The organism is Methylobacterium sp. D54C (genome assembly GCF_053345595.1).
On record NZ_JBKFAK010000023.1, the window covers coordinates 38,218 to 58,990 of the forward strand.

A 20,773-nucleotide genomic window follows, 5' to 3' on the forward strand; every position below is an offset into this window, starting at 1 on the left:
ATGTCGAAGATCGAGACACCCGGCCCCGTCGTCCAAGTCGGCGACGCGCGCTTCGCCAACCACCTGCCGCTGACGCTGATCGCCGGCCCGTGCCAGCTCGAGGGGCGCCAGCACGCCCTGGAGATCGCCGCCGCCCTCAAGGAGATGGCCGCGGGTCTGGGCGTCGGCCTCGTGTTCAAGACCTCCTTCGACAAGGCCAACCGCACCTCGGGCAGCGCCGCGCGGGGCATCGGCCTCGACGGGGCGCTCCCGGTCTTCGCCGAGATCCGCGAGACCCTCGGGCTGCCGGTACTGACCGACGTGCACGCCGCCGAGCAGTGCGCCCCCGCCGCCGAGGCGGTGGACGTTCTCCAGATCCCCGCCTTCCTGTGCCGCCAGACCGACCTGCTGCTGGCCGCCGCCGCCACCGGCCGGGCGGTCAACATCAAGAAGGGCCAGTTCCTGGCGCCCTGGGACATGAAGCACGTCGCCGCCAAGGTGACGGAGGCGGGCAATCCCAACGTCATCGTCACCGAGCGCGGCGCCTCGTTCGGCTACAACACCCTGGTGTCGGACATGCGCAGCCTGCCGATCATGGCGCAGGTCACGCAGGGCGCGCCGGTGGTGTTCGACGCCACCCACTCGGTGCAGCAGCCCGGCGGGCAGGGGGCGAGTTCCGGCGGACAGCGCGAGTTCGTCGCCGTCCTCGCCCGCGCCGCCGTGGCGGTGGGCGTGGCGGGGGTGTTCATCGAGACCCATCCCGACCCCGACCGGGCGCCCTCTGACGGCCCCAACATGGTGGCGCTGAAGGACATGCCGGCCCTGCTCGAGGAACTCCTCGCCTTCGACCGCCTCGCCAAGAACCGGGCCGCCTGACCGGCTCAGGCGGCCGCCGGCTCCAGGACGTGGATCCGCAGCGGCTGGACGAGGCCGAACTGCCCGTCGGCCTCGCGCGCGGCGGCCTTCAGGAAGGCCTCCTCGACCACGGATCGCCGGTCCCGGATGGTCGCCTCGCGGGCCGGGTCCACGGCGCTGACGCGGGCGAGGAAGGCGTCGAGCGAGTCGAAGCGCTCGCGCCGCTCGATCGTCGCGTCGCGGCGGCACGTGTAGGCGCCGCGGGCGAGGGCGGCCGCGATGGCGTCCTGGGCGGCGGCGCGGATCGCGGTCTCGTCCTCGATCGGCCGCAGGGCCTCGAAGAAGCTGCCCTCCGCCAGGGGCTCCACCACGACGAGCAGCCCGCCCGGGGCCAGGACGCGGGCCGCCTCGGCGAGGGCCGCCGCCGGGTCCGGGACGTGGTGGAGGGAATTCAGCATCACGGCGCCGTCGAAGCTGGCGTCCGGGAAGGGCAGGGCCTCGCCGGTCGCGGCCTCGAAGCGCGCCTCCGGCACGGCGTCCCGCGCCCGGGCGAGCGCCGCCGCGCCGGGATCGATCCCGGTGACCCGCGCGCCCGCGTCGACCAGCCGCCGCGCGAGCGTCCCGGGGCCGCACCCGATATCGACGACCCGCTTGCCGGCCAGCGGCGCGAGGCTCTCGCGGATCAGGGTCAGGGCATCCATCGTCGGTCCTCCCGGCCGATCCGTAGCACGCCCGACCCGCGGCGGGGCGGATTTCCATCTCCGGGACCGGCCGTCCGCCGCGCCGGCCCGCCGCGGCGTTTCAGGTGTTCCCGAAGACTCACCGCAAGAGTTCGAGCGGTTCCGGAAGAGCCGCACCCAAGCTTGACCGCACTCATCGAAGCGGCGGCTACGCTGAACAACGGTTCATAATCCCGACTGGGTGCGGATCCGCACGCAAGTCCGGCGTGAAATCTGGAACTGTCCGGATGCGGCCACGTTATTGGGCATGTTCGATCAGGGATCGAGAAGGAACACTATGCGCAAGATCGGTATCATCGCCACTGCCGCCGCCATGGCTCTCGGCAGTGTTGCCGTCACCACGAGCGCCGAGGCGCGGCCTTACGGCTACCACGGCGGCTACGGCGGCTACGGTCACGGCTACTACCGCGGCCGTCGCGGCATCGGCACCGGCGCCGCCATCGGCCTCGGCATCGCCGGCCTCGCGGCCGGTGCGATCGCCGCGGGCGCGGCCCGCGACAGCTACTACGGCGGCGGCTACGGCTACGCCCCGTCCTACGGCTACGGCTACGCCCCGGTCTACGGCGGCTACGGCTACGCCGCTCCGGGCTACGGCTACTACGGCTACGGCTACTGAGATCGGAGATCCGTAAGGATCGGGGGCGACCGGCGCGAGCCGGTCGCCCTTTTCGTTGGCTCGGTCAGCGTCCGCGGTAGGGCGGCACGCCCGGGTCCGGCAGCCACGCGGTCTTCGGCAAGTCGCCCGTCTGCCAGAAGACGTCGATCGGGATTCCGCCGCGGGGATACCAGAACCCGCCGATTCGCAGGTAGCGCGGTTCCAGCAGGTCGCGGAGCCGCTTGCCGATCGCCACCGTGCAATCCTCGTGGAATGCTCCGTGGTTGCGGAACGCCCCCAGGTAGAGCTTCAGTGACTTCGACTCCACCAGCCAGTCACCGGGCACGTAGTCGATCACCAGGATCGCGAAATCCGGCTGCCCGGTGACCGGGCAGATCGAGGTGAATTCCGGCGCGGTGAAGCGGGCGACATAGTCGGTGTCCGCGTGCGGGTTCGGGACCCGGTCGAGTCGCGCCTCCTCGGGCGAGGCGGGGACGGGCGTCGGCTGGCCGAGCTGGAGGTCGTCGGGAGAGGTCATGGCCGGCCATATAGAGCCTGCCGGCGCCGCGCGCATCCGCCTGATCCGCGACGCTTTCCCGACAAGTGTGGGCTGTGCGCCGTCCGTCCCGGCGCTTGCCGCCGGCCGCGGCTTGACGGATAAGCCGCCGCGATGCGCCGCACCCTCCGATTGGGGCGCGGTCGCCGACCCGCGGCCCCCGCGAGAGGACGTTCCATGACCGCGATCACCAATATCAGCGCCCGCGAGATCCTCGACAGCCGCGGCAACCCCACGGTCGAGGTCGACGTCATCCTGGAGGACGGCTCCTTCGGCCGCGCCGCGGTGCCGTCGGGAGCCTCCACCGGCGCCCACGAAGCGGTGGAGCTGCGCGACGGCGACAAGAACCGCTTCCTCGGCAAGGGCGTGCTGAAGGCGGTCGAGGCGGCCCAGACCGAGATCCTCGACGCGATCGGCGGCATGGAGGCCGAGGACCAAGTCGCGGTCGACGAGGCGATGATCGAGCTCGACGGCACGCCCAACAAGGCCCGCCTCGGCGCCAACGCGATCCTCGGCGTGTCGCTGGCGGTGGCCAAGGCCGCGGCCGAGGCCTCGGGCCTGCCGCTCTACCGCTACGTCGGCGGCGTGCAGGGCCGGGTCCTGCCGGTGCCGATGATGAACATCATCAACGGCGGCGCGCACGCCGACAACCCGATCGACTTCCAGGAATTCATGATCATGCCGGTGGGCGCCGATTCGCTCGCCGAGGCCGTGCGCATGGGCTCCGAGGTGTTCCACACCCTCAAGGGCAAGCTGAAGAAGGCCGGCCACAACACCAATGTCGGCGACGAGGGCGGCTTCGCCCCGAACCTGCCGTCCGCCGAGGCCGCCCTCGATTTCGTGATGGACGCGATCAGCGCCGCCGGCTTCAAGCCGGGCCAGGACATGGCGCTCGCCCTCGACTGCGCCGCCACCGAGTTCTTCAAGGACGGCGCCTACGCGTACGAGGGCGAGGGCAAGACCCGCACCATCGAGGCGCAGGTCGACTACCTCGCGCAGCTCGTCGCCACCTACCCGATCGTCTCGATCGAGGACGGCATGTCGGAGGATGACTGGGCCGGCTGGAAGCTCCTCACCGACAAGATCGGCGACCGCTGCCAGCTCGTGGGCGACGACCTGTTCGTCACCAACGTCGAGCGCCTGTCCCGCGGCATCGCCGAGGGCACGGCCAACTCGATCCTGATCAAGGTGAACCAGATCGGCTCGCTCACCGAGACCCTGGCGGCCGTCGATATGGCCCAGCGCGCCGGCTACACCGCGGTGATGTCGCACCGCTCGGGCGAGACCGAGGACTCGACCATCGCGGATCTCGCGGTGGCCACCAATTGCGGGCAGATCAAGACCGGCTCGCTCGCCCGCTCGGACAGACTGGCCAAGTACAACCAGCTGATCCGCATCGAGGAGGGCCTGGGCCCGCAGGCACTCTACGCCGGCCCGTCGGCGCTCAAGCAGCTCGCCCGCCGCTGATCGGTAAGATCCTGCTGGCCGGCCTGCTCGGTGTCGGGGCGGCCGGCCCCGCCCGCGCGGACCCGCTCTGCGACGGTGCCCGCCCGACGCTCAGCGCGCAGCTGCTGTTCGGCCTGTCGCGGCCGGACGGCGGCCGCGTCTCGGGGGCGGCCTTCGACCGGTTCCTGGCCGAGTGGATCACCCCGCGGTTCCCGGACGGGCTGACCGTGTTCGCCGGCCGGGGCCAGTGGCGCGGGCCGGACGGACGCATCGTCCGCGAGGCCGCCCGCATCGTCCTGATCGTCACCGAACCGACGCCCGAGGCGGTCGCGGCCCTGCGTGAGATCCGGGAGGCCTACCGGCGCCGCTTCGTGCAGGGCGCGGTCGGGCTGGTGCTCCAGCGGAGCTGCGCGCTGTTCTGACGACGTCGGCGCGGCGCCTCCCACCTTGTTCCGGGGCGCCGCAGGCGAGCCCGGAAGACGGCGCTCGCCTCAGGTCATCACCGCACCGGACGACTCCCCCGGCACGGTCCAGACCCGCATCGGCCGCGACAGGCCCCGCAACTCGATCGTCCCGACCGGCTCCAGCCGCCGGGCGCACCGCTCGGCGAAGGAGTCCGACACGAGGAGGTCGTGGCCGAGGGCGGCGCACTGGCTCTCGATCCGGCTCGCCTCGTTGACCGCCCGTCCGATGATCGTGAAGTCGAGGCGCCGCTCGGTCCCGACATTGCCGTACATCACCGTCCCGAAATGCACGACGCCCTCGGCCGGCAGCTCCGGCAGCCCCGCGGCGCGGCGGCGGGCGTTGAGCGCCGCGTTGGCGGCGAGGCCCTCGATCGCGGCGTCGAGCGCCGCACCGCAGACCGGGCAGGGGAGGGTGTCGGCGTCCGGGACCGGGAAGATCGCCAGGAAACCGTCCCCGAGGAATTTCAGGATCTCGCCGCCGTGCCGCGCCACCGGGTCGCCGAGGGCGTCGAAATGCTCGTTGAGCCACGTGACCATGTCGGCCGGATCCACCCGGTCGGCCAGGGCCGTGAAGCCGCGCAGGTCGGTCAGCAGGATCGCCGCCGGCACGGCCCGCCCCTCGCCCCTCCGGATCTGACCGTCGAGGATGCGCTCGGCGGTCGACCGGCCGAGATAGGTGGCCGAGACTTCCCGGAACGTGTGGGCGAGGCCCATCTTGGCCATCGCCAGCGTCAGGAACGGCAGGACGCCGGCGATCGCCGCGAGGTCCGCCTCGGTGAAGCCGGCGGCGGCGCGGGTGCAGAACGAGACCGCGATGCCCCGCAGCGCGGTGCCGGGAGCGAACTCGGCGATGTGCAGCACGTAGTCGACGCCGCCCTGCGCCCCGAGGGCCTTCAGGACCGGGAAGTCCACCGCCAGCCCGGGCGCGTCGAGGCGCCAGCGGCCGAAGGTCTCGCCCGTCTCCACGAGGGCGTAGACGGGGCTCAGGAGCCAGTCGCTCTCCTCGTCGGCGCCGTGGGCGTTGGCGACGAAGGACATGCCCTCGCCCGCGTGCCAGTTGAGGCTGACGCCGCGCAGCGTCGGGTCCAAGGCCGGCGCCATGACGCTGACCCGCCAGACGGGGAGGCCGGCCTCGACCAGCGACTCGCAGAAGCCCGAGAGCAGGGTGTCGTGGTCGTCGGTCGCCGTGGCGTGCGCGGCGATCCAGCGTCCCAGATGCGTCAGGTCCATGCCTCAGGCTCGCCCCTGTTCGTCCCGGCCGCGGTCCGGCCCCGTCGCGGTCCTGCCCCGACCGCGGCGCGGTCGAAAAGAACCGTTAACCTTTCCGCGCGAGGGTCGCGCCATGGTCGTGCGCCGCCGAGTCAGAATGGTCGTGTTGCCGCTGGGTCTCTGGACCCTGTCGGCGCTCGTGGTCGGCTATTTCGTGTGGCAGGCCGAGAGTGGCAACCGTGGCCTCGAGGCCAAGAAGGCCCTGAAGATCCGCGCCTACGGCCTCAGCCAGGAACTCGCCGCCGTGAAGGCCGAGCGCGCCGTCTGGGAGCACCGGGTGAACCTGCTCAAGAGCGACCAGATCGACCGCGACCTCCTTGAGGAGCGCGCCCGGATCGTCCTGGGCCGGGTCCACGCCAACGACGTGGTCATCATCACGCCCTGACAGGTCCGCGGGAGGTCCCGCGATCGTCCCGCGGAAGTCCAGGGGATCGTTTTCCCTAGTCCCGAAAGTCCTCTGACAAGAGCGGCTTCCTGTCAGAGCGGCAGCCCTCGCTTTCCAATCGTCGCTGTCCTACACCCCCACGAAGTCGCGTGGAATCACGGGGAGAGCGCCGATGGACGCCGCCAAGGAGCCTGCCAAAGAGCCCGCCAAGGACGCGTCGTCCGCGCCGGTGCAGGCCGCGAGCCCTCAGGCCGCCGAGGCGCATCGCCCCGCGCCGAACATGCCCCAGTTCACGCGGGACGAGGATCTCCACGCCTATCACGAGATGCTGCTGATCCGGCGCTTCGAGGAGAAGGCCGGCCAGCTCTACGGCATGGGCCTGATCGGCGGCTTCTGCCACCTCTACATCGGCCAGGAGGCCGTGGTGATCGGCATGCAGATGGCCTCGGTCGAGGGCGACCAGGTCATCACCGGCTACCGCGACCACGGCCACATGCTCGCCTGCGGCATGGACCCGAAGGGCGTCATGGCCGAGCTGACCGGCCGCCGCGGCGGCTACAGCCGCGGCAAGGGCGGCTCGATGCACATGTTCAGCCGCGAGAAGCAGTTCTTCGGCGGCCACGGCATCGTCGGCGCGCAGGTCTCGCTCGGCACCGGCCTCGCCTTCGCCGACCATTACCGGGAGAACGGCAAGGTCAGCCTGACCTACATGGGCGACGGCGCCGCCAACCAGGGCCAGGTCTACGAGAGCTTCAACATGGCGGCGCTCTGGAAGCTGCCGGTCGTCTACGTGATCGAGAACAACCGCTACGCCATGGGCACCTCGGTGGCCCGCGCCTCGGCCCAGACGGACTTCTCGAAGCGCGGCCTCTCCTTCGGCATCCCCGGCGAGCAGGTCGACGGCATGGACGTCCGCACGGTGCGCGAGGCCGCGACCCGGGCGATCGAGCACGCCCGGACCGGCCAGGGCCCGTACATCCTGGAGATGCAGACCTACCGCTACCGCGGCCACTCCATGTCCGATCCGGCCAAGTACCGGACCAAGGACGAGGTCTCGAAGATGCGCGACGAGCACGACCCGATCGAGATGGTGCGCAAGCGCCTGCTCGAGCTGCACGCCGTGCCCGAGGCCGAGTTGAAGGCCACCGACGCCAAGGTCCGCGAGGTCGTCAACGCCTCGGCCGAGTTCGCCACCAACGACCCCGAGCCGGATCCGTCCGAGCTCTGGACCGACATCCTGCTCGAAGCGCACGCCTGAGCGCGCACGACAAAGCTGGCCGCCCCTTAACGATAAAGACGACCGCAGAGCTGAGCATGGCGACCGACATCCTGATGCCCGCCCTCTCGCCCACCATGGAGGAGGGCAAGCTCGCCAAGTGGCTGAAGAAGGAGGGCGACCCGATCAAGTCCGGCGACGTGCTGGCCGAGATCGAGACCGACAAGGCCACCATGGAGGTGGAGGCCATCGACGAGGGCATCCTCGCCAAGATCCTGATCGCCGAGGGCACCGAGGGCGTCGCGGTCAACACGCCGATCGCCGTCATCGCCGGCGAGGGTGAGGATCCGGCGAGCGTCCAGTCCGGCGGCGGCGCCAAGCCCAACGGCGCGGGCGGCCACCCGGCCCCGACCCCCGACATGCAGGCCGAGGGCATGGCTGACAAGGCCGCCCCCGCGGCCAAGACCGGCGACGACGCCCCGAAGGCGCCGGCCGCGCCGGCCGTCATCACCAACAAGGCCCAAGAGCCGGTGATGGAGGAGTTCCCGGCCGACACGCCGATGGTCACCCAGACCGTCCGAGAGGCCCTGCGCGACGCCATGGCCGAGGAGATGCGCCGCGACGGCGACGTCTTCGTCATGGGCGAGGAGGTCGCCGAGTACCAGGGCGCCTACAAGGTCACCCAGAACCTGCTGCAGGAGTTCGGGCCGAAGCGCGTCGTCGACACCCCGATCACCGAGCACGGTTTCGCGGGCATCGGCGTGGGCGCGGCGCTGGCCGGCCTGAAGCCGATCGTCGAGTTCATGACCTTCAACTTCGCCATGCAGGCGATCGACCACATCATCAACTCGGCGGCCAAGACCCTCTACATGTCCGGCGGCCAGCTCGGCTGCCCGATCGTGTTCCGCGGGCCCAACGGCGCCGCCGCCCGCGTCGCCGCCCAGCACAGCCACGACTATTCCGCGTGGTACTCCAACGTGCCGGGCCTGAAGGTGATCGCACCCTACACGGCCTCCGACGCCAAGGGCCTGCTCAAGGCCGCGATCCGCGACCCGAACCCGGTGATCTTCCTCGAGAACGAGATCCTGTACGGGCAGTCCTTCCCGGTGCCGAAGCTCGACGACTTCGTGCTTCCGATCGGCAAGGCGAAGATCCACCGCACGGGCAGCGACGTGACCATCGTGTCCTTCGCCATCGGCATGACCTACGCGCTCAAGGCCGCGCAAGCGCTCGCCGAGCAGGGCATCGAGGCCGAGGTGATCGACCTGCGCACGATCCGCCCGATGGACAGCGCGACGGTGGTGGAATCGGTCAAGAAGACCGGCCGCTGCATCACCGTGGAGGAGGGCTTCCCGCAATCCGGCATCGGCGCCGAGATCGTGGCCCGCCTGATGGTCGACGCCTTCGACTTCCTGGACGCGCCGGTCCTGCGCATCACCGGCAAGGACGTGCCGATGCCCTACGCGGCCAACCTCGAGAAGCTGGCGCTGCCGACGGTGGCGGAGGTCGTCGAGGCCGCCAAGAGCGTCTGCTACAAGTGACGGGCGCGCGGGCGACGCCGTCGCCCGCCCCGGCCAGATCGAGGAACAGCCGGCGCGCCATGAGCCAGGATCCCAGCACCGACTTCGCCGAACTCGCTATCCCGCCCGACGCCCTGGAGCAGGGCGGCATCGAGGTGCTGCGCGCGGCCGTGGTCGACGGCGCGGTGAGCGTCGCCCTGCGCCGCTCCTTCGACGATCCGGCGACCTGGGGCCGGCTGCTGGCCGACCTCGCCCGCCAGGCCGCCCGCGCCTACGCGCTGGAGACCGACATGTCGGAGGACGAGGCGGTCGAGCGGATCCGCGCCGGCTGGGAGGCCGAGGGGCTCGACCCCGGCGGCCTCAACTGACGATGGCGGCCGACCATGGCTGAGGCGGCTGTCCGGCAGGCGACTTACGCGGATCTGGAGGCGGTCCCGGAGCATCTCGTCGCCGAGATCATCGACGGCGTGCTGGAGACGCATCCGCGGCCTAGGCCGCGGCATGCCGGCGCGGCTGTGCGGTTGGGGGGTGAGCTCGATCTCACCTTCAGCCGGGGACGCGGCGGTCCAGGAGGCTGGATTATCTTGATCGAGCCGGAACTCCATCTCGGATCTCAGATTATGGTGCCCGACCTCGCGGGCTGGCGCCGTACACGCATGCCCACCGAGCCCGAGGGCGCCTATATCGAGACTTCCCCCGACTGGGTCTGCGAGATCCTCTCGCCATCCACGACCAGCCTCGACCGGGGTCCGAAGCGCCGCATCTACGCCGAGGCCGGGATCGGCCACCTCTGGCTGCTCGATCCGGCCGCGGGCGTGCTCGAAGGCTTCGCCCTCGCGGACGGGCGCTGGGTGCTCCTCGCCACGATCCAGCGCGGCGAGACCGTGGCCCTGCCGCCCTTCGACGCCGTCCCGTTCCCCCTCGACGACCTCTTCCCCTTCGACGATCCGGCCGCCCCGGCCTTGCCCGAGACCTGATGCCATGCCGATCAACGTGCTGATGCCCGCGCTCTCCCCCACCATGGAGAAGGGCAACCTCGCCAAGTGGCTGAAGAAGGAGGGCGATCCGATCAAGTCCGGCGACGTGCTGGCCGAGATCGAGACCGACAAGGCCACCATGGAGGTGGAGGCCATCGACGAGGGCGTGCTCGCCAAGATCCTCGTGCCCGAGGGCACCGCGGACGTGCCGGTCAACGACCTGATCGCCATCATCGCCGCCGAGGGCGAGGATCCGTCGAGCGTGCAGGCCGGCGGCGCGCCGAAGGCGGCCTCGAACGGCGAGGCCAAGACAGAATCCAAGCCTGAGCCCAAGGCCGACGCGTCGACCGCATCGCAGAACACGACGCCCGGCGGCGGCCACATGTCGTACGAGCGGGTGAACGCCGCACCGGAGGGCGCGCAGCCGAGCGGCGCTCCGCAAGGTGGCGCCCAGGCCGGCCCGGGCGGCCGCGTGTTTGCCTCGCCGCTCGCCCGCCGGATCGCCAAGCAGGAGGGCGTCGATCTCGCCGCCGTCCAGGGCAGCGGGCCGCACGGCCGCATCATCGCCCGCGACGTCCAGGCCGCGAAGGCCTCCGGCGCCACCAAGGCACCCGCCGCCGCGCAGGCCGCCGCCGAGGCGCCGAAGGCGGCCGCACCGGCCCCGAAGGCCGCCCCGGCGGGCGGCGCGCCGGCCGGCCTCACGACCGACCAGGTCAAGGGCTTCTTCGCCAAGGATGCCTACGAGGAGGTGCCCCTCGATGGCATGCGCAAGACCATCGCCAAGCGCCTCACCGAGGCGATGCAGGTCGCCCCTCACTTCTACCTGACGGTGGATTGCGAGCTCGACGCGCTGATGAAGCTGCGCGAGACGCTGAACGGCTCGGCCGGCAAGGACAAGGACGGCAAGCCCGCCTTCAAGCTCTCGGTGAACGACTTCGTCATCAAGGCGATGGGCCTCGCGCTGACCCGCGTTCCGGCCGCCAACGCGGTCTGGGCCGAGGACCGGATCCTGCGCTTCAAGCACGCCGAGGTCGGCGTCGCGGTGGCGATCGACGGCGGCCTGTTCACGCCGGTGATCCGCCGGGCGGACGAGAAGACGCTCTCGACCATCTCCAACGAGATGAAGGATTTCGCCGCCCGCGCCCGCGCCAAGAAGCTGAAGCCCGAGGAGTACCAGGGCGGCGTCACCTCAGTGTCGAACCTCGGCATGTTCGGGATCAAGCACTTCACCGCGGTGATCAACCCGCCGCAATCGAGCATCCTGGCGGTGGGCGCGGGCGAGAAGCGCGTGGTCGTGAAGGACGGGGCGCCGGCCGTGGTCCAGGTCATGACCTGCACCCTGTCGTGCGACCACCGGGTGCTCGACGGGGCGCTGGGCGCGGAGCTGGTCTCGGCCTTCAAGGGGCTGATCGAGAACCCGATGGGCATGCTGGTGTGAGGCAGGGCCTCTCCTCCCCCTTGTGGGGAGGAGTTGGAGGTGGGGGTGGTGCAGGAGGCACCGGGACGCTCGATCCTGAACCACCCCCACCCCTGACCCCTCCCCACAAGGGGGAGGGGAAAGTGCGTCGCAGAATGTCGAGGTGGGGGAAGGTGACAGGCACCGGTCAGTACACCCGATCCTGCTGCGATGTGCCGTGCTCCATGCTCACGATGAGCATGCCCCCATCGGCCACGTTCGATTGACCTGCCGCCCCATGCCCTGGAGCCAGCAGCCCCGGAGATCAGCCTCGCCCAGAGCAACCGCGAACGCGAAGACGCTGCGGCGCTCGCTCACGGAGGCGGAGAAGCGGCTCTGGTGGCACCTGCGTCACCGCCTGCCGGTGGACGGCTCGCATTTCCGCAGGCAGGTCGCCCTCGGCCCTTACGTGGCGGATTTCTGCTGCCTCACCGCCCGGCTCATCGTCGAGGTCGACGGGGAGCAGCACGGCTTCGAGGCCAGTACGGCCTACGATGCCCGCCGGGATACCTATCTTTGCTCCGAAGGCTTCCGCGTCCTGCGTTTCCCGAACCGCACGGTCCTGCGGGAGATCGATACCGTCCTCGAGACGATCCACGCGGCCCTTGCCGCATCCGACGCGCCTCTTCCGGATTCAGCCGGCCAGGCGGAGCCACCCCCACCCCCAGCCCCCTCCCCACCAGGGGGAGGGGCGTTCGCGGAGAGGTAAATGTCCGACACCTACGACGTCCTCATCATCGGCGCCGGGCCCGGCGGCTACGTCACGGCGATCCGCGCGGCGCAACTCGGCTTCAGGACCGCCGTGGTCGACCGCGAGCACCTGGGCGGCATCTGCCTGAACTGGGGCTGCATCCCCACCAAGGCGCTGCTCCGCTCGGCCGAGATTTTTCATTATTTCCAGCATCCCGGCGATTACGGCCTGACCGCGGAGAAGGTCGGGTTCGACACCGCCGCGATCGTGAAGCGGTCCCGCGGCGTCTCGGCCCGGCTGAACGGCGGCGTCGGCATGCTGCTCAAGAAGAACAAGGTCGACGTGATCTGGGGCGAGGCCTCGGTCGACAGTGCCGCGCAGGGCAACCAGCCCGGCAAGGTCACCGTGAAGGAGACGAAGCGCGCCGAGGCGCCGAAGGGCGCCAAGGGCGCCGGCACCTACCAGGCCAAGCACATCATCGTCGCGACCGGCGCGCGTCCGCGCGCGATCCCGGGGATCGAGCCCGACAAGAAGCTGATCTGGACCTACTACGAGGCCATGGTCCCCGAGGCGATGCCCAAGAGCCTGCTGGTGATGGGCTCGGGCGCCATCGGCATCGAGTTCGCCTCGTTCTACCGCACCATGGGCGCCGAGGTGACCGTGGTGGAGCTGCTGCCGCAGATCCTGCCCGTGGAGGATGCCGAGATCGCCGGCCTCGCCCGCAAGCGCTTCGAGAAGCAGGGCATCAAGATCCTCACCGGCGCCAAGGTGACCAAGGTCGAGAAGGGCGCCGATTCCGTCACGGCCACCATCGAGGGCGGCGACGGCAAGACCCAGCAGATCACCGCGGAGAAGCTGATCTCGGCGGTGGGCGTCGTCGGCAACATCGAGAATATCGGCCTCGAGAAACTCGGGGTGAAGATCGACCGCGGGATCGTGGTGACGGACGGGCTCGGCCGCACCAACTTGCCCGGCCTCTACGCGATCGGCGACGTCGCCGGGCCGCCGATGCTCGCCCACAAGGCCGAGCACGAGGGCGTCATCTGCATCGAGACCATCAAGGGCCTGCACACCCACCCGATGGACAAGGCCAAGATCCCGGGCTGCACCTACTGCCAGCCGCAGATCGCCAGCGTCGGGCTCACCGAGGCCAAGGCCAAGGAGCAGGGCTTCTCGGTGAAGGTCGGCCGGTTCCCCTTCGCGGGCAACGGCAAGGCGATCGCGCTCGGCGAGCCGGACGGCCTGATCAAGACCGTGTTCGACGCCAAGACCGGCCAGCTGCTCGGCGCCCACATGGTCGGGGCCGAGGTGACCGAGCTGATCCAGGGCTACGTGGTGGCGATGAACCTCGAGAGCACCGAGGAGGAGCTGATGCACACGGTGTTCCCGCACCCGACGCTCAGCGAGATGATGCACGAGAGCGTGCTCGACGCCTACGGCAAGGTGATCCACACCTGATCGGAGGCCGACGCGGCGCGCGGGTCGGACAGGGATCCGAGCCGCGCCGCCACCGGCCGGTCAGTGCGGACCGGTCCGCGCCGCGAGCGTCAGGCTCACGGCCTGGAACAGCAGGATCACCAGAACCGTCGCCACGCTGCCGCCGATCGGGATCAGCAGCAGGGCGATGACCGGATCGAGCCCCCGGACGAGCAGGAGCGTGACGCAGCTGCCGATCACGGAGGCGATGGTCATCCGAAAGATGCAGCATTCGGACGGTTGCATGTGCCCTCCCATCAGGCCCCCGGCGGGAGTGTGAGGACCAGCGCCACAATACGCAACCGGAGATAGTACCTAGCTAAGAATCAATCCCAGACCGCGATTTCGGCGTCCCGCGCGGCAGCGCCTCAGGAGCACCCGCGATCCACGGGCTCGGCCTGGTCCGGCGACGGCACATAGGCGCACCACTCGCAGATGCCGCGTTCGGCGCCCCGCCGCGCGTTGCGCTGCGAGCAGAGCGGGCAGACGAGCAGGATCAGGCGCGAGCCGGTGCGCAGCGCCAGTCCGCGCCCCCGGAAGGTGACCTCGGTCGCCGCGTCGCCCGAAGCGCGGTCGCGGGCGCTCACGGCGTGTCCCTGCCGCCGTGCGGGCGGCGCACCGGTGCGCGCGTGGTCTCTGTTGCCATGGCGATGCCGCCCCCCAGCGTTCCTGCCAAGTTGTCGCTGGGTATAAGCGGCGAGGTGGCGAATGGCTCCGCTTGCGCATGTGGATCGGCGGGATGCGCGCGGGTCGAAAGGCCCGTATGACGGGCTGCGCCCCGGCCTCGCTCCGGCGCGGCCCCGGGCGGATGGTACCCGGACGACGATGCAGGCAACGATGCAGGCGACCATGCACGACACGCAGCCCGGCGGATCCGGCGCGGCCACCGACGGCCTTCCGACCTTCGCGGACGTGGCCCGCGCCGCCGAGCGGATCGCCGGGGCCGCGCACCGCACCCCGGTGCTGACCTCCCGCACGGCCGACGCGATGACCGGCGGCCGCCTGTTCTTCAAGGCGGAGAACCTGCAGCGGGCCGGCGCCTTCAAGTTCCGCGGCGCCTACAACGCGATCAGCGCGCTGCCGGAGGCGGCCCGCACCCGCGGGGTCATCACTTACTCCTCGGGCAACCACGCCCAGGCGATCGCCCTGGCGAGTCGGCTGCTCGGAGCGCCCGCCACGATCATCATGCCGGGCGACGCCCCCGCGGCGAAGATCGCCGCCACCCGCGGCTACGGCGCCGAGGTGGTCCTGTACGACCGCTACACCCAGGATCGCGAGGCCCTGGGCCGCGAGATCGCCGAGGCCCGCGGCCTGACGCTGATCCCGCCCTTCAACCATCCCGACGTCATCGCCGGGCAGGGGACGCTGGCGCAGGAGCTGATCGAGACGGTCGGTCCCCTCGACGTGCTGGTGGCCTGCCTCGGCGGCGGCGGCCAGCTCGCGGGCTGCGCCCTCGCCGCCGCGGAGCTGTCACCGGGCTGCCGGGTGATCGGCGTCGAGCCGGAGGCGGGCAATGACGGGCAGCGCTCGTTCCGCGAGGGCCGGATCGTCACGATCCCGGTGCCCCGCACCATCGCCGACGGTGCGCAGTCGACGGCGCTGGGCGACCTGACCTTCGCGATCATCCGCGCGCGGGTGTCCGACATCCTCACCGTCACCGACGCGCAACTCGTCGAGACCATGCGGTTCTTCGCCAGCCGGATGAAGCTCGTGGTCGAGCCGACCGGCTGCCTCGCGGCGGCGGCGGTGCTGAGCGGCCTCGTGGACGTGACGAACAAGCGCGTCGGCGTGGTGATCAGCGGCGGCAACGTCGATCTCGGGACCTTCGCGCGACTGACCGGCGAGGCCGCCTGAGGGCGCTCCCGCGCGGCGAATGCCGGGCCGGTGTGACCCCGCCGCGGTGGACCGGCCCCGGGCCAATGCTTATCTTGTACGCGTCGGAATGCGCGTCCCCGGGCCTTGAACCCGGATGGGCGGGAGGGTGACGATGTCCGCTGGTTTCAAGGTTCTCTCGCTGACCGATCGCGCCGCCGATCGGATCAAGACGATCATGGCGGAGGCCGACCGGCCGATCGCCGGGCTGCGCGTCGGCGTCCGGAACGGCGGTTGCGCCGGGATGTCCTACACGATGGAATATGCCGAGGCGGCCAAGCCCGGAGAGGACGTGGTCGAGGATCGCGGCGTGCGCGTGTTCGTCGACCCGAAGGCGGTGCTGTTCCTGCTCGGCACCGAGATGGACTTCACCACCAACAAGCTGGCCTCGCAGTTCGTGTTCAACAACCCGAACCAGACCTCGGCCTGCGGCTGCGGCGAGTCGGTGGCGATCACGCCGGTCTCGGCTGACCGCCTGCCCGCGCAGGCCTGACCGGTCCGCGCCCGCCGTCGCGTGTGGCGCGCGTCGCCGCACGGCGCCGCGGCCGGGGCCGGCTCTAGGCCACCTGCATCAACGACTCGGCGGCGTCGTCCAGGAAGCGGTTCCGGCCGGCGCGCTTCGCCGCGAACATGCACAGGTCGGCCCGCTCCATCAGCGAGGCGGGCGTGTCGCCCGGGCGCAGCACCGCCACGCCCAGCGAGATGGTGACCTTGCCGAGCGACTCGCCGGTCGAGCGCTTGACCAGCTCGCGCCCCATGACGCTGGCGCGGACCGTCTCGGCCACCTGCTTGGCCACCGTCCGGTCGACCCCGGGCAGGATGATGCCGAACTCCTCGCCGCCGAACCGGGCGAGCTGCGCCTGCTTGCCGGCGTTCTCGCGCATCACGATCGCCACGAGCCGCAGGACCTGATCGCCCGTGAGGTGACCGTACAGGTCGTTGAATCGCTTGAAGAAGTCGATGTCGAGGATGATCAGGCTCATGGGCGTGCTGCGCGCCCGGGCCGTCTCCATCGACGCTTTCAGCGTCTCCTCGAAATGCTTGCGGTTGGCGAGCCCCGTCAGGGCGTCGGTCAGGCTCTCGCGCCGGGTCGCCTCGAGCTTCTCGCGCAGGGTCTCGATCTCGCTGCGGGTCTCGCGCATGCGGGCTTCGAGGATCCGGTTGTTGGCGGCGACCTCCCGCGTCGTGGCGGCCAGGGTCGCGACGATCTCGCCGAACCGCGCCCGGCTCGGGACGCCCTGGGAGAGGTCCTGGGCGACCGCGCGCAGCGACTCGCTGTACTGCGCCGTCGAGCCCAGGGAGAGGTCCAGGATCTCGGTGACGGCCGCGATCTCGCTGAGGACGATGCGGCTGACGTCGTCGGTGGTGCTCGCGAGGCGGCGCCCGTCGAGATAGGTCTCGTGCAGGTCGTCGATGTCGCCCTCGGTGAGGCAGCCGTTCTGCGTGGTGAGACGCTTCACGGCGTCGGCGAGGAGAGGCAGCTCCCCCGAGACGTAGGCGTACCAGACGGCGTAGGCGCGCGGCGTCGCGGAGGGCCCGTAGTCGCGAATCAGGTCGTGGCTGCGCTTCGCCAACGCGAAGCTGCGATCGCGATCCGAATAGGTCTCCTGGCTCATCCGTATCCCGCGGTCCGGGGCGACCGACGCGCCTGCGTCGTTGCCCTGAGCCAATATACGGCTGCCTGGTAGCCGGACAGTTAAGCCGGAACAGACGTCTGTTACTTATCCTTCTTCGCCAAGACTGGTCGAAGCAGGAACGCAGGAACGTGCGAGCCGAGGCCGACGGGCGTGTCTCCGTCCGCGTCGATCCGGCGCCCGCGCTCCTCGCGCGCGGACTCGCCGCCGCGGCCTGACGCGCGGCCCGACGCGCGCGGCTCCGGACGGTTCTCGGGGCGGCTCTCAGAGCGGCTCTCGGGACGATCGTCCGGGCGGCTCTCCGCGCGCGCCGCGCCGCGGCCGCCGCGCGACCGGGTCGGACGCTCGCGGACCTCCTCGGTCTCGCTCGCGCTCCGGGCACTCTTCTCGACGACGGCCTTGTCGGCGCCCTTGTCGGCACCCTTGTCGCTGCCGCTCTTGTCGCCGCTCCGTCCACCGCTCTTGGCGGAGCGGCCGCCCCGACGCCCGTCGCCCGCGCGGCCGCGGTGGCGCGTCCCGGTATCGCCGGACGCGTCGGCCACGCTGGTCAGGTCGCCGTCCAGCCAGGGGATCGGCTGGCCGATCAGCGCCTCGATGGCGCCGAGGGAGCGCGTGTCGTCGGGGGCGACCAACGTGTAGGCCGTGCCGCTGCGGCCGGCGCGGCCGGTGCGGCCGATCCGGTGGACGTAATCCTCCGGGTGATGCGGCACGTCGAAGTTGAAGACGTGGCTGACGGCCGGGATGTCGAGACCGCGCGCCGCCACGTCGCTGGCGACCAGCAGGGCGGTGTCGCCGTTGCGGAACCCGTCGAGGGCCGTCGTGCGGGCGCGCTGGTCCATGTCGCCGTGGAGCGCCGCGGCGTCGAAGCCGTGGCTGACCAGGGACTTCTGCAGCAGCGCCACGTCGCGCTTGCGGTTGCAGAAGATGATCCCGTTCTTCAGCTCGCCCTCGCCGCGGATCAGGGTGCGCAGGCGCTCGCGCTTGGCGTGCCCCTCGGCGCCGGTGGCGACGAGCCGCTGGGTGATCGTGGTCGCCGTGGAGGCGGGCCGGGCCACCTCGACCCGCTGCGGGTTGTGCAGGAACATGTCCGCCAGCCGCTCGATCTCCGGCGGCATGGTCGCCGAGAAGAACAGCGTCTGCCGGGTGAACGGCACCATCTTCACGATGCGCTCGATGTCGGGGATGAACCCCATGTCGAGCATGCGGTCGGCCTCGTCGATGACCAGGAGCTCGACGCCGGTGAGCAGCAGCTTGCCGCGCTCGAAATGGTCGAGCAGGCGGCCAGGCGTCGCGATCAGCACGTCGGTGCCGCGCATCAGCTTGGCGTCCTGATCGGCGAAGGAGACGCCGCCGATGATCAGCGCCACGTTGAGCTTGTGGTTTGTCCCGTAGCGGTCGAAATTCTCGACCACCTGGGCGGCCAGCTCGCGGGTCGGCTCCAGGATCAGCGTGCGCGGCATCCGCGCGCGGGCGCGGCCGTTCTCCAGCAGCGTCAGCATCGGGAGCGTGAAGGCCGCGGTCTTGCCGGTGCCGGTCTGGGCGATCCCGAGGACGTCGCGGCGCGCCAGCACGTGGGGGATGGCCTCGGCCTGGATCGGCGTCGGCTCGGTGTAACCCGCCGCTTCGACGGCGTTCAGGACTTTCTCGCTCAGTCCCAGGTCGGAAAAAGGCATCTGCGTTCAGGAACCGTTGCGCGCCCGGCCGGCGCGAAGGACACCGTCGCGGCAACGGCTGGGAAAGGCTCGCGCGGGGCGCTCGGACGCTCCCGGGGCCGCGGGGCGCATGCTCCCTGTCAGTTAGGGCCTTGGCGCGACTTGTCAATCTCGCAATGGCGACAGCGCCTGCCCGCGCACAGGGGATCGGCCGCGCGAAGGGTCGCCGATCAGGGCCGGAGACGGTCGCCCGCGGGCGCGACGCAGGGATCCAGGCGGGTGATGCGGGCGGATCGCGCCGCCGCGATGGCGCCAGTCGTCTCGGGCTCGGCCATCGGCGCGAGCGCCGCGGTCGCGACGGCAGTCCCGGGCGTCGCCGCGTCGGGCCGGCTCAGCCGCGCGAGCTGGTAGGCGCCGATCACCGCGACGATCCCGACCAGGCCCGCCACGCGCAGCGTCCAGGGCAGGGGGCCCGCGCTCCGCCTCGGTTCGGCGCGCGCCACCCGCGCGGCGGTCGAGCCGGTCCGCGGGCCGGCCTGCGCGCCGGGCGCGGCCTCGCCGGTCCGGCGCTTGCCGAAGGTCGTCCGGCTCCGTTCGTCGGGGCTCTGCATGGACAGCGGTCTCCGCCGGCGGGGGACCGGATTCGGTTTGGGGCGCGACAGGGGCCCGGGGACGGGCCCGCGAGCGACGGACCATTGGGCAACAGGGTTAATCGATCGCTTACGCGCGAGGATCATTCTCGTCGAAGTTGTGCCGGAATAAAACGTTCGCCGCCGACGGCTCCTGCAGAGACCACGAGCGATGTCGCCGGCCCCGCGCCGGCCGCCGCCAATATGCGCGGCGCGCAAGGCAGCTAGTCTTCACGGTCTCTGCAGCTCTCCTCGCCCTCCTCGAGCGCGCGAGCGGGCCGTCTGCTGTCGGGCAGGGCCGGCTAGTCTTCATCTTTCGTTGACGGGATGTCCCTAGCCTGAAGAGGCTTGTTGCAGGAAAGCGACAGACCCGCCATCCGAGAGCGCCTAGAAGGCTGCCGGCTCAAGCTAACCCCAGGACCGAACACCACCATGAAGAAGCTTCTCCTCGCATCCACCGTCCTCGCCGGCATGACCGCCGCGGCGTCCGCCGCCGACCTTCCGCGCCGCGCCGCGCCGCCGCCGGTGTTCACGCCGGTGCCGGTGTTCACCTGGACCGGCTTCTACTTCGGTGTGAACGCCGGCTACGGCTTCGACGCCAACAGCCGCAACACCACCAACTACGCCCTGCCCGGCGGCTCGCTGATCAACTCCCCCGGCACCGCCGGCGTCGTCAGCGTCAACAACCGCAGCAACAACGACGGCTTCTCGGGCGGCGCCCAGATCGGCTACAACTACCAGTTCACCCCGGGCTCCGGCGTCGTGATCGGCTTCGAGGCCGACGCCCAGTACGTCGACTTCGCCCGCCGCGCCAACGGCACCCAGAACTACGCCTTCGGCGGCGCCCCGGGCATCGCGTTCGCCGCCCCGCGCGCCTTCGTCGCCACCAGCGGCAACGGGCTGGACTACTTCGGCACCGTGCGCGGCCGCCTCGGCTACGCCTTCGACCGCACCCTCGTGTACGGCACCGGCGGCTTCGCCTACGGCTCGGGCCAGGACGACCAGAACTTCGCCGGCAACCGCTTCCGCGACAGCTTCCGCACCGGCTGGGCCGCCGGCGGCGGCGTCGAGTACGCCCTGCCCACCGACTCGTTCCTGAACTTCTTCCGCTCGAACGCCGTGACGCTGAAGGTCGAAGGCCTCTACGTCAGCCTCGACCGCCAGAAGAACTCGGCCGGCGGCGTGTTCTACGGCAACCTCCTGCCCCCGAACGGCATCGCCTACCTCAACGGCGCCGCCGCCAAGACCGAGTTCGCCGTCGTCCGCGCCGGCCTGAACTACAAGTTCGGCTCGTACTGAGACCGGATGCCGGAGCCGGCTCTGCCGGCTCCGCGCTCCCGAAGGGCCCGGCCGCAAGGCCG

Annotated in this window: 23 protein-coding genes; 15 read left to right on the top strand and 8 right to left on the bottom strand. The window is 71.0% G+C overall.

The genetic code is table 11. From position 1 onward, the window contains the following. The gene (kdsA, locus tag ACLBYB_RS27080; protein WP_103986064.1) at positions 1 to 855 is read left to right on the top strand and encodes a 3-deoxy-8-phosphooctulonate synthase; all 855 of its coding nucleotides are present in this window, start codon (positions 1 to 3) and stop codon (positions 853 to 855) included. Between the two features lie 5 nt (positions 856 to 860). Here the strand turns inward: kdsA and ACLBYB_RS27085 are convergent, their stop codons facing one another. Further along, on the bottom strand, positions 861 to 1,535 hold the full coding sequence (locus ACLBYB_RS27085; RefSeq protein ID WP_447700629.1) for a class I SAM-dependent methyltransferase: 675 nt from the start codon (positions 1,533 to 1,535) through the stop codon (positions 861 to 863). A 316-nt stretch (positions 1,536 to 1,851) separates the two neighbouring features. On the opposite strand from ACLBYB_RS27085, the gene ACLBYB_RS27090 reads away from it, so the two are divergent. Continuing rightward, positions 1,852 to 2,190, top strand: coding sequence for a hypothetical protein (locus ACLBYB_RS27090; protein WP_012317985.1), 339 nt, complete (start codon positions 1,852 to 1,854; stop codon positions 2,188 to 2,190). A gap of 64 nt (positions 2,191 to 2,254) precedes the next feature. Here the strand turns inward: ACLBYB_RS27090 and queF are convergent, their stop codons facing one another. Beyond that, entirely contained in the window at positions 2,255 to 2,707 is a 453-nt protein-coding gene (queF, locus tag ACLBYB_RS27095; RefSeq protein ID WP_447700630.1) for a preQ(1) synthase, read from the bottom strand. A 195-nt stretch (positions 2,708 to 2,902) separates the two neighbouring features. On the opposite strand from queF, the gene eno reads away from it, so the two are divergent. Further along, positions 2,903 to 4,192: a phosphopyruvate hydratase gene (eno, locus tag ACLBYB_RS27100; protein WP_012317987.1), complete on the top strand. Its 1,290-nt coding sequence runs from the start codon at positions 2,903 to 2,905 to the stop codon at positions 4,190 to 4,192. Positions 4,193 to 4,296: 104 nt separating this feature from the next. Beyond that, positions 4,297 to 4,593: a DUF3574 domain-containing protein gene (locus ACLBYB_RS27105; protein ID WP_280142487.1), complete on the top strand. Its 297-nt coding sequence runs from the start codon at positions 4,297 to 4,299 to the stop codon at positions 4,591 to 4,593. Between the two features lie 69 nt (positions 4,594 to 4,662). Here the strand turns inward: ACLBYB_RS27105 and ACLBYB_RS27110 are convergent, their stop codons facing one another. Further along, positions 4,663 to 5,865, bottom strand: coding sequence for an adenylate/guanylate cyclase domain-containing protein (locus ACLBYB_RS27110; RefSeq protein ID WP_447700631.1), 1,203 nt, complete (start codon positions 5,863 to 5,865; stop codon positions 4,663 to 4,665). Between the two features lie 112 nt (positions 5,866 to 5,977). Here ACLBYB_RS27110 and ACLBYB_RS27115 point away from each other — a divergent pair, with 112 nt between their 5' ends. The 8 genes from ACLBYB_RS27115 (at position 5,978) to lpdA (ending at position 13,607) form a co-directional block, all read left to right on the top strand. Continuing rightward, entirely contained in the window at positions 5,978 to 6,289 is a 312-nt protein-coding gene (locus tag ACLBYB_RS27115; protein ID WP_012317989.1) for an FtsB family cell division protein, read from the top strand. A 172-nt stretch (positions 6,290 to 6,461) separates the two neighbouring features. After that, positions 6,462 to 7,547, top strand: a complete 1,086-nt coding sequence (pdhA, locus tag ACLBYB_RS27120; protein ID WP_020095317.1) for a pyruvate dehydrogenase (acetyl-transferring) E1 component subunit alpha — start codon at positions 6,462 to 6,464, stop codon at positions 7,545 to 7,547. A gap of 56 nt (positions 7,548 to 7,603) precedes the next feature. Then, positions 7,604 to 9,046 carry a pyruvate dehydrogenase complex E1 component subunit beta gene (locus ACLBYB_RS27125; RefSeq protein WP_100253252.1) on the top strand — a complete coding sequence of 481 codons (1,443 nt, stop codon included), beginning with the start codon at positions 7,604 to 7,606 and terminating at the stop codon, positions 9,044 to 9,046. Between the two features lie 59 nt (positions 9,047 to 9,105). Then, positions 9,106 to 9,393 (top strand): DUF5076 domain-containing protein, encoded by a 288-nt coding sequence (locus ACLBYB_RS27130; RefSeq protein WP_020095319.1) that lies wholly within the window; start codon positions 9,106 to 9,108, stop codon positions 9,391 to 9,393. A gap of 15 nt (positions 9,394 to 9,408) precedes the next feature. After that, positions 9,409 to 10,002: a Uma2 family endonuclease gene (locus ACLBYB_RS27135; RefSeq protein ID WP_447700632.1), complete on the top strand. Its 594-nt coding sequence runs from the start codon at positions 9,409 to 9,411 to the stop codon at positions 10,000 to 10,002. Between the two features lie 4 nt (positions 10,003 to 10,006). Beyond that, on the top strand, positions 10,007 to 11,440 hold the full coding sequence (locus ACLBYB_RS27140) for a pyruvate dehydrogenase complex dihydrolipoamide acetyltransferase (RefSeq protein ID WP_447700633.1): 1,434 nt from the start codon (positions 10,007 to 10,009) through the stop codon (positions 11,438 to 11,440). 256 nt (positions 11,441 to 11,696) lie between these two features. Continuing rightward, a complete protein-coding gene (locus tag ACLBYB_RS27145; RefSeq protein WP_447700634.1) occupies positions 11,697 to 12,167 on the top strand; it encodes an endonuclease domain-containing protein in 471 nt (156 codons plus the stop codon). Next, positions 12,168 to 13,607 carry a dihydrolipoyl dehydrogenase gene (gene lpdA / locus ACLBYB_RS27150; RefSeq protein WP_447700635.1) on the top strand — a complete coding sequence of 480 codons (1,440 nt, stop codon included), beginning with the start codon at positions 12,168 to 12,170 and terminating at the stop codon, positions 13,605 to 13,607. A gap of 60 nt (positions 13,608 to 13,667) precedes the next feature. Here lpdA and ACLBYB_RS27155 read toward each other — a convergent pair whose 3' ends face one another. Continuing rightward, a complete protein-coding gene (locus tag ACLBYB_RS27155; protein WP_447700636.1) occupies positions 13,668 to 13,841 on the bottom strand; it encodes a hypothetical protein in 174 nt (57 codons plus the stop codon). A 152-nt stretch (positions 13,842 to 13,993) separates the two neighbouring features. Next, positions 13,994 to 14,212, bottom strand: coding sequence for a hypothetical protein (locus ACLBYB_RS27160; RefSeq protein WP_020095325.1), 219 nt, complete (start codon positions 14,210 to 14,212; stop codon positions 13,994 to 13,996). 250 nt (positions 14,213 to 14,462) lie between these two features. On the opposite strand from ACLBYB_RS27160, the gene ACLBYB_RS27165 reads away from it, so the two are divergent. Both ACLBYB_RS27165 and ACLBYB_RS27170 read left to right on the top strand, forming a co-directional pair. After that, a complete protein-coding gene (locus ACLBYB_RS27165) occupies positions 14,463 to 15,479 on the top strand; it encodes a threo-3-hydroxy-L-aspartate ammonia-lyase (protein ID WP_447700637.1) in 1,017 nt (338 codons plus the stop codon). A gap of 133 nt (positions 15,480 to 15,612) precedes the next feature. Beyond that, entirely contained in the window at positions 15,613 to 15,990 is a 378-nt protein-coding gene (locus tag ACLBYB_RS27170; protein ID WP_447700638.1) for a HesB/IscA family protein, read from the top strand. A 64-nt stretch (positions 15,991 to 16,054) separates the two neighbouring features. On the opposite strand, the gene ACLBYB_RS27175 is transcribed toward ACLBYB_RS27170, so the two are convergent. The 3 genes from ACLBYB_RS27175 to ACLBYB_RS27185 form a co-directional block, all read right to left on the bottom strand. After that, positions 16,055 to 17,113 carry a GGDEF domain-containing protein gene (locus ACLBYB_RS27175; RefSeq protein ID WP_020095327.1) on the bottom strand — a complete coding sequence of 353 codons (1,059 nt, stop codon included), beginning with the start codon at positions 17,111 to 17,113 and terminating at the stop codon, positions 16,055 to 16,057. A gap of 101 nt (positions 17,114 to 17,214) precedes the next feature. Continuing rightward, on the bottom strand, positions 17,215 to 18,804 hold the full coding sequence (locus tag ACLBYB_RS27180) for a DEAD/DEAH box helicase (protein WP_447700639.1): 1,590 nt from the start codon (positions 18,802 to 18,804) through the stop codon (positions 17,215 to 17,217). 209 nt (positions 18,805 to 19,013) lie between these two features. Then, a complete protein-coding gene (locus tag ACLBYB_RS27185; protein WP_447700640.1) occupies positions 19,014 to 19,394 on the bottom strand; it encodes a hypothetical protein in 381 nt (126 codons plus the stop codon). A gap of 450 nt (positions 19,395 to 19,844) precedes the next feature. Here ACLBYB_RS27185 and ACLBYB_RS27190 point away from each other — a divergent pair, with 450 nt between their 5' ends. After that, the gene (locus ACLBYB_RS27190; RefSeq protein ID WP_091980959.1) at positions 19,845 to 20,711 is read left to right on the top strand and encodes an outer membrane protein; all 867 of its coding nucleotides are present in this window, start codon (positions 19,845 to 19,847) and stop codon (positions 20,709 to 20,711) included. Positions 20,712 to 20,773 lie beyond the last annotated feature (62 nt).

Bases quoted from the DNA above. Each gene is read 5' to 3' on its own strand.
- kdsA (WP_103986064.1), top strand. From the start codon at position 1: ATGTCGAAGATCGAGACACCCGGCCCCGTCGTCCAAGTCGGCGACGCG.
- ACLBYB_RS27085 (WP_447700629.1), bottom strand. From the start codon at position 1,535: ATGGATGCCCTGACCCTGATCCGCGAGAGCCTCGCGCCGCTGGCCGGC.
- ACLBYB_RS27090 (WP_012317985.1), top strand. From the start codon at position 1,852: ATGCGCAAGATCGGTATCATCGCCACTGCCGCCGCCATGGCTCTCGGC.
- queF (WP_447700630.1), bottom strand. From the start codon at position 2,707: ATGACCTCTCCCGACGACCTCCAGCTCGGCCAGCCGACGCCCGTCCCC.
- eno (WP_012317987.1), top strand. From the start codon at position 2,903: ATGACCGCGATCACCAATATCAGCGCCCGCGAGATCCTCGACAGCCGC.
- ACLBYB_RS27110 (WP_447700631.1), bottom strand. From the start codon at position 5,865: ATGGACCTGACGCATCTGGGACGCTGGATCGCCGCGCACGCCACGGCG.
- ACLBYB_RS27115 (WP_012317989.1), top strand. From the start codon at position 5,978: ATGGTCGTGCGCCGCCGAGTCAGAATGGTCGTGTTGCCGCTGGGTCTC.
- pdhA (WP_020095317.1), top strand. From the start codon at position 6,462: ATGGACGCCGCCAAGGAGCCTGCCAAAGAGCCCGCCAAGGACGCGTCG.
- ACLBYB_RS27125 (WP_100253252.1), top strand. From the start codon at position 7,604: ATGGCGACCGACATCCTGATGCCCGCCCTCTCGCCCACCATGGAGGAG.
- ACLBYB_RS27130 (WP_020095319.1), top strand. From the start codon at position 9,106: ATGAGCCAGGATCCCAGCACCGACTTCGCCGAACTCGCTATCCCGCCC.
- ACLBYB_RS27135 (WP_447700632.1), top strand. From the start codon at position 9,409: ATGGCTGAGGCGGCTGTCCGGCAGGCGACTTACGCGGATCTGGAGGCG.
- ACLBYB_RS27140 (WP_447700633.1), top strand. From the start codon at position 10,007: ATGCCGATCAACGTGCTGATGCCCGCGCTCTCCCCCACCATGGAGAAG.
- ACLBYB_RS27145 (WP_447700634.1), top strand. From the start codon at position 11,697: ATGCCCTGGAGCCAGCAGCCCCGGAGATCAGCCTCGCCCAGAGCAACC.
- lpdA (WP_447700635.1), top strand. From the start codon at position 12,168: ATGTCCGACACCTACGACGTCCTCATCATCGGCGCCGGGCCCGGCGGC.
- ACLBYB_RS27155 (WP_447700636.1), bottom strand. From the start codon at position 13,841: ATGACCATCGCCTCCGTGATCGGCAGCTGCGTCACGCTCCTGCTCGTC.
- ACLBYB_RS27165 (WP_447700637.1), top strand. From the start codon at position 14,463: ATGCAGGCGACCATGCACGACACGCAGCCCGGCGGATCCGGCGCGGCC.
- ACLBYB_RS27170 (WP_447700638.1), top strand. From the start codon at position 15,613: ATGTCCGCTGGTTTCAAGGTTCTCTCGCTGACCGATCGCGCCGCCGAT.
- ACLBYB_RS27175 (WP_020095327.1), bottom strand. From the start codon at position 17,113: ATGAGCCAGGAGACCTATTCGGATCGCGATCGCAGCTTCGCGTTGGCG.
- ACLBYB_RS27180 (WP_447700639.1), bottom strand. From the start codon at position 18,804: ATGCCTTTTTCCGACCTGGGACTGAGCGAGAAAGTCCTGAACGCCGTC.
- ACLBYB_RS27185 (WP_447700640.1), bottom strand. From the start codon at position 19,394: ATGCAGAGCCCCGACGAACGGAGCCGGACGACCTTCGGCAAGCGCCGG.
- ACLBYB_RS27190 (WP_091980959.1), top strand. From the start codon at position 19,845: ATGAAGAAGCTTCTCCTCGCATCCACCGTCCTCGCCGGCATGACCGCC.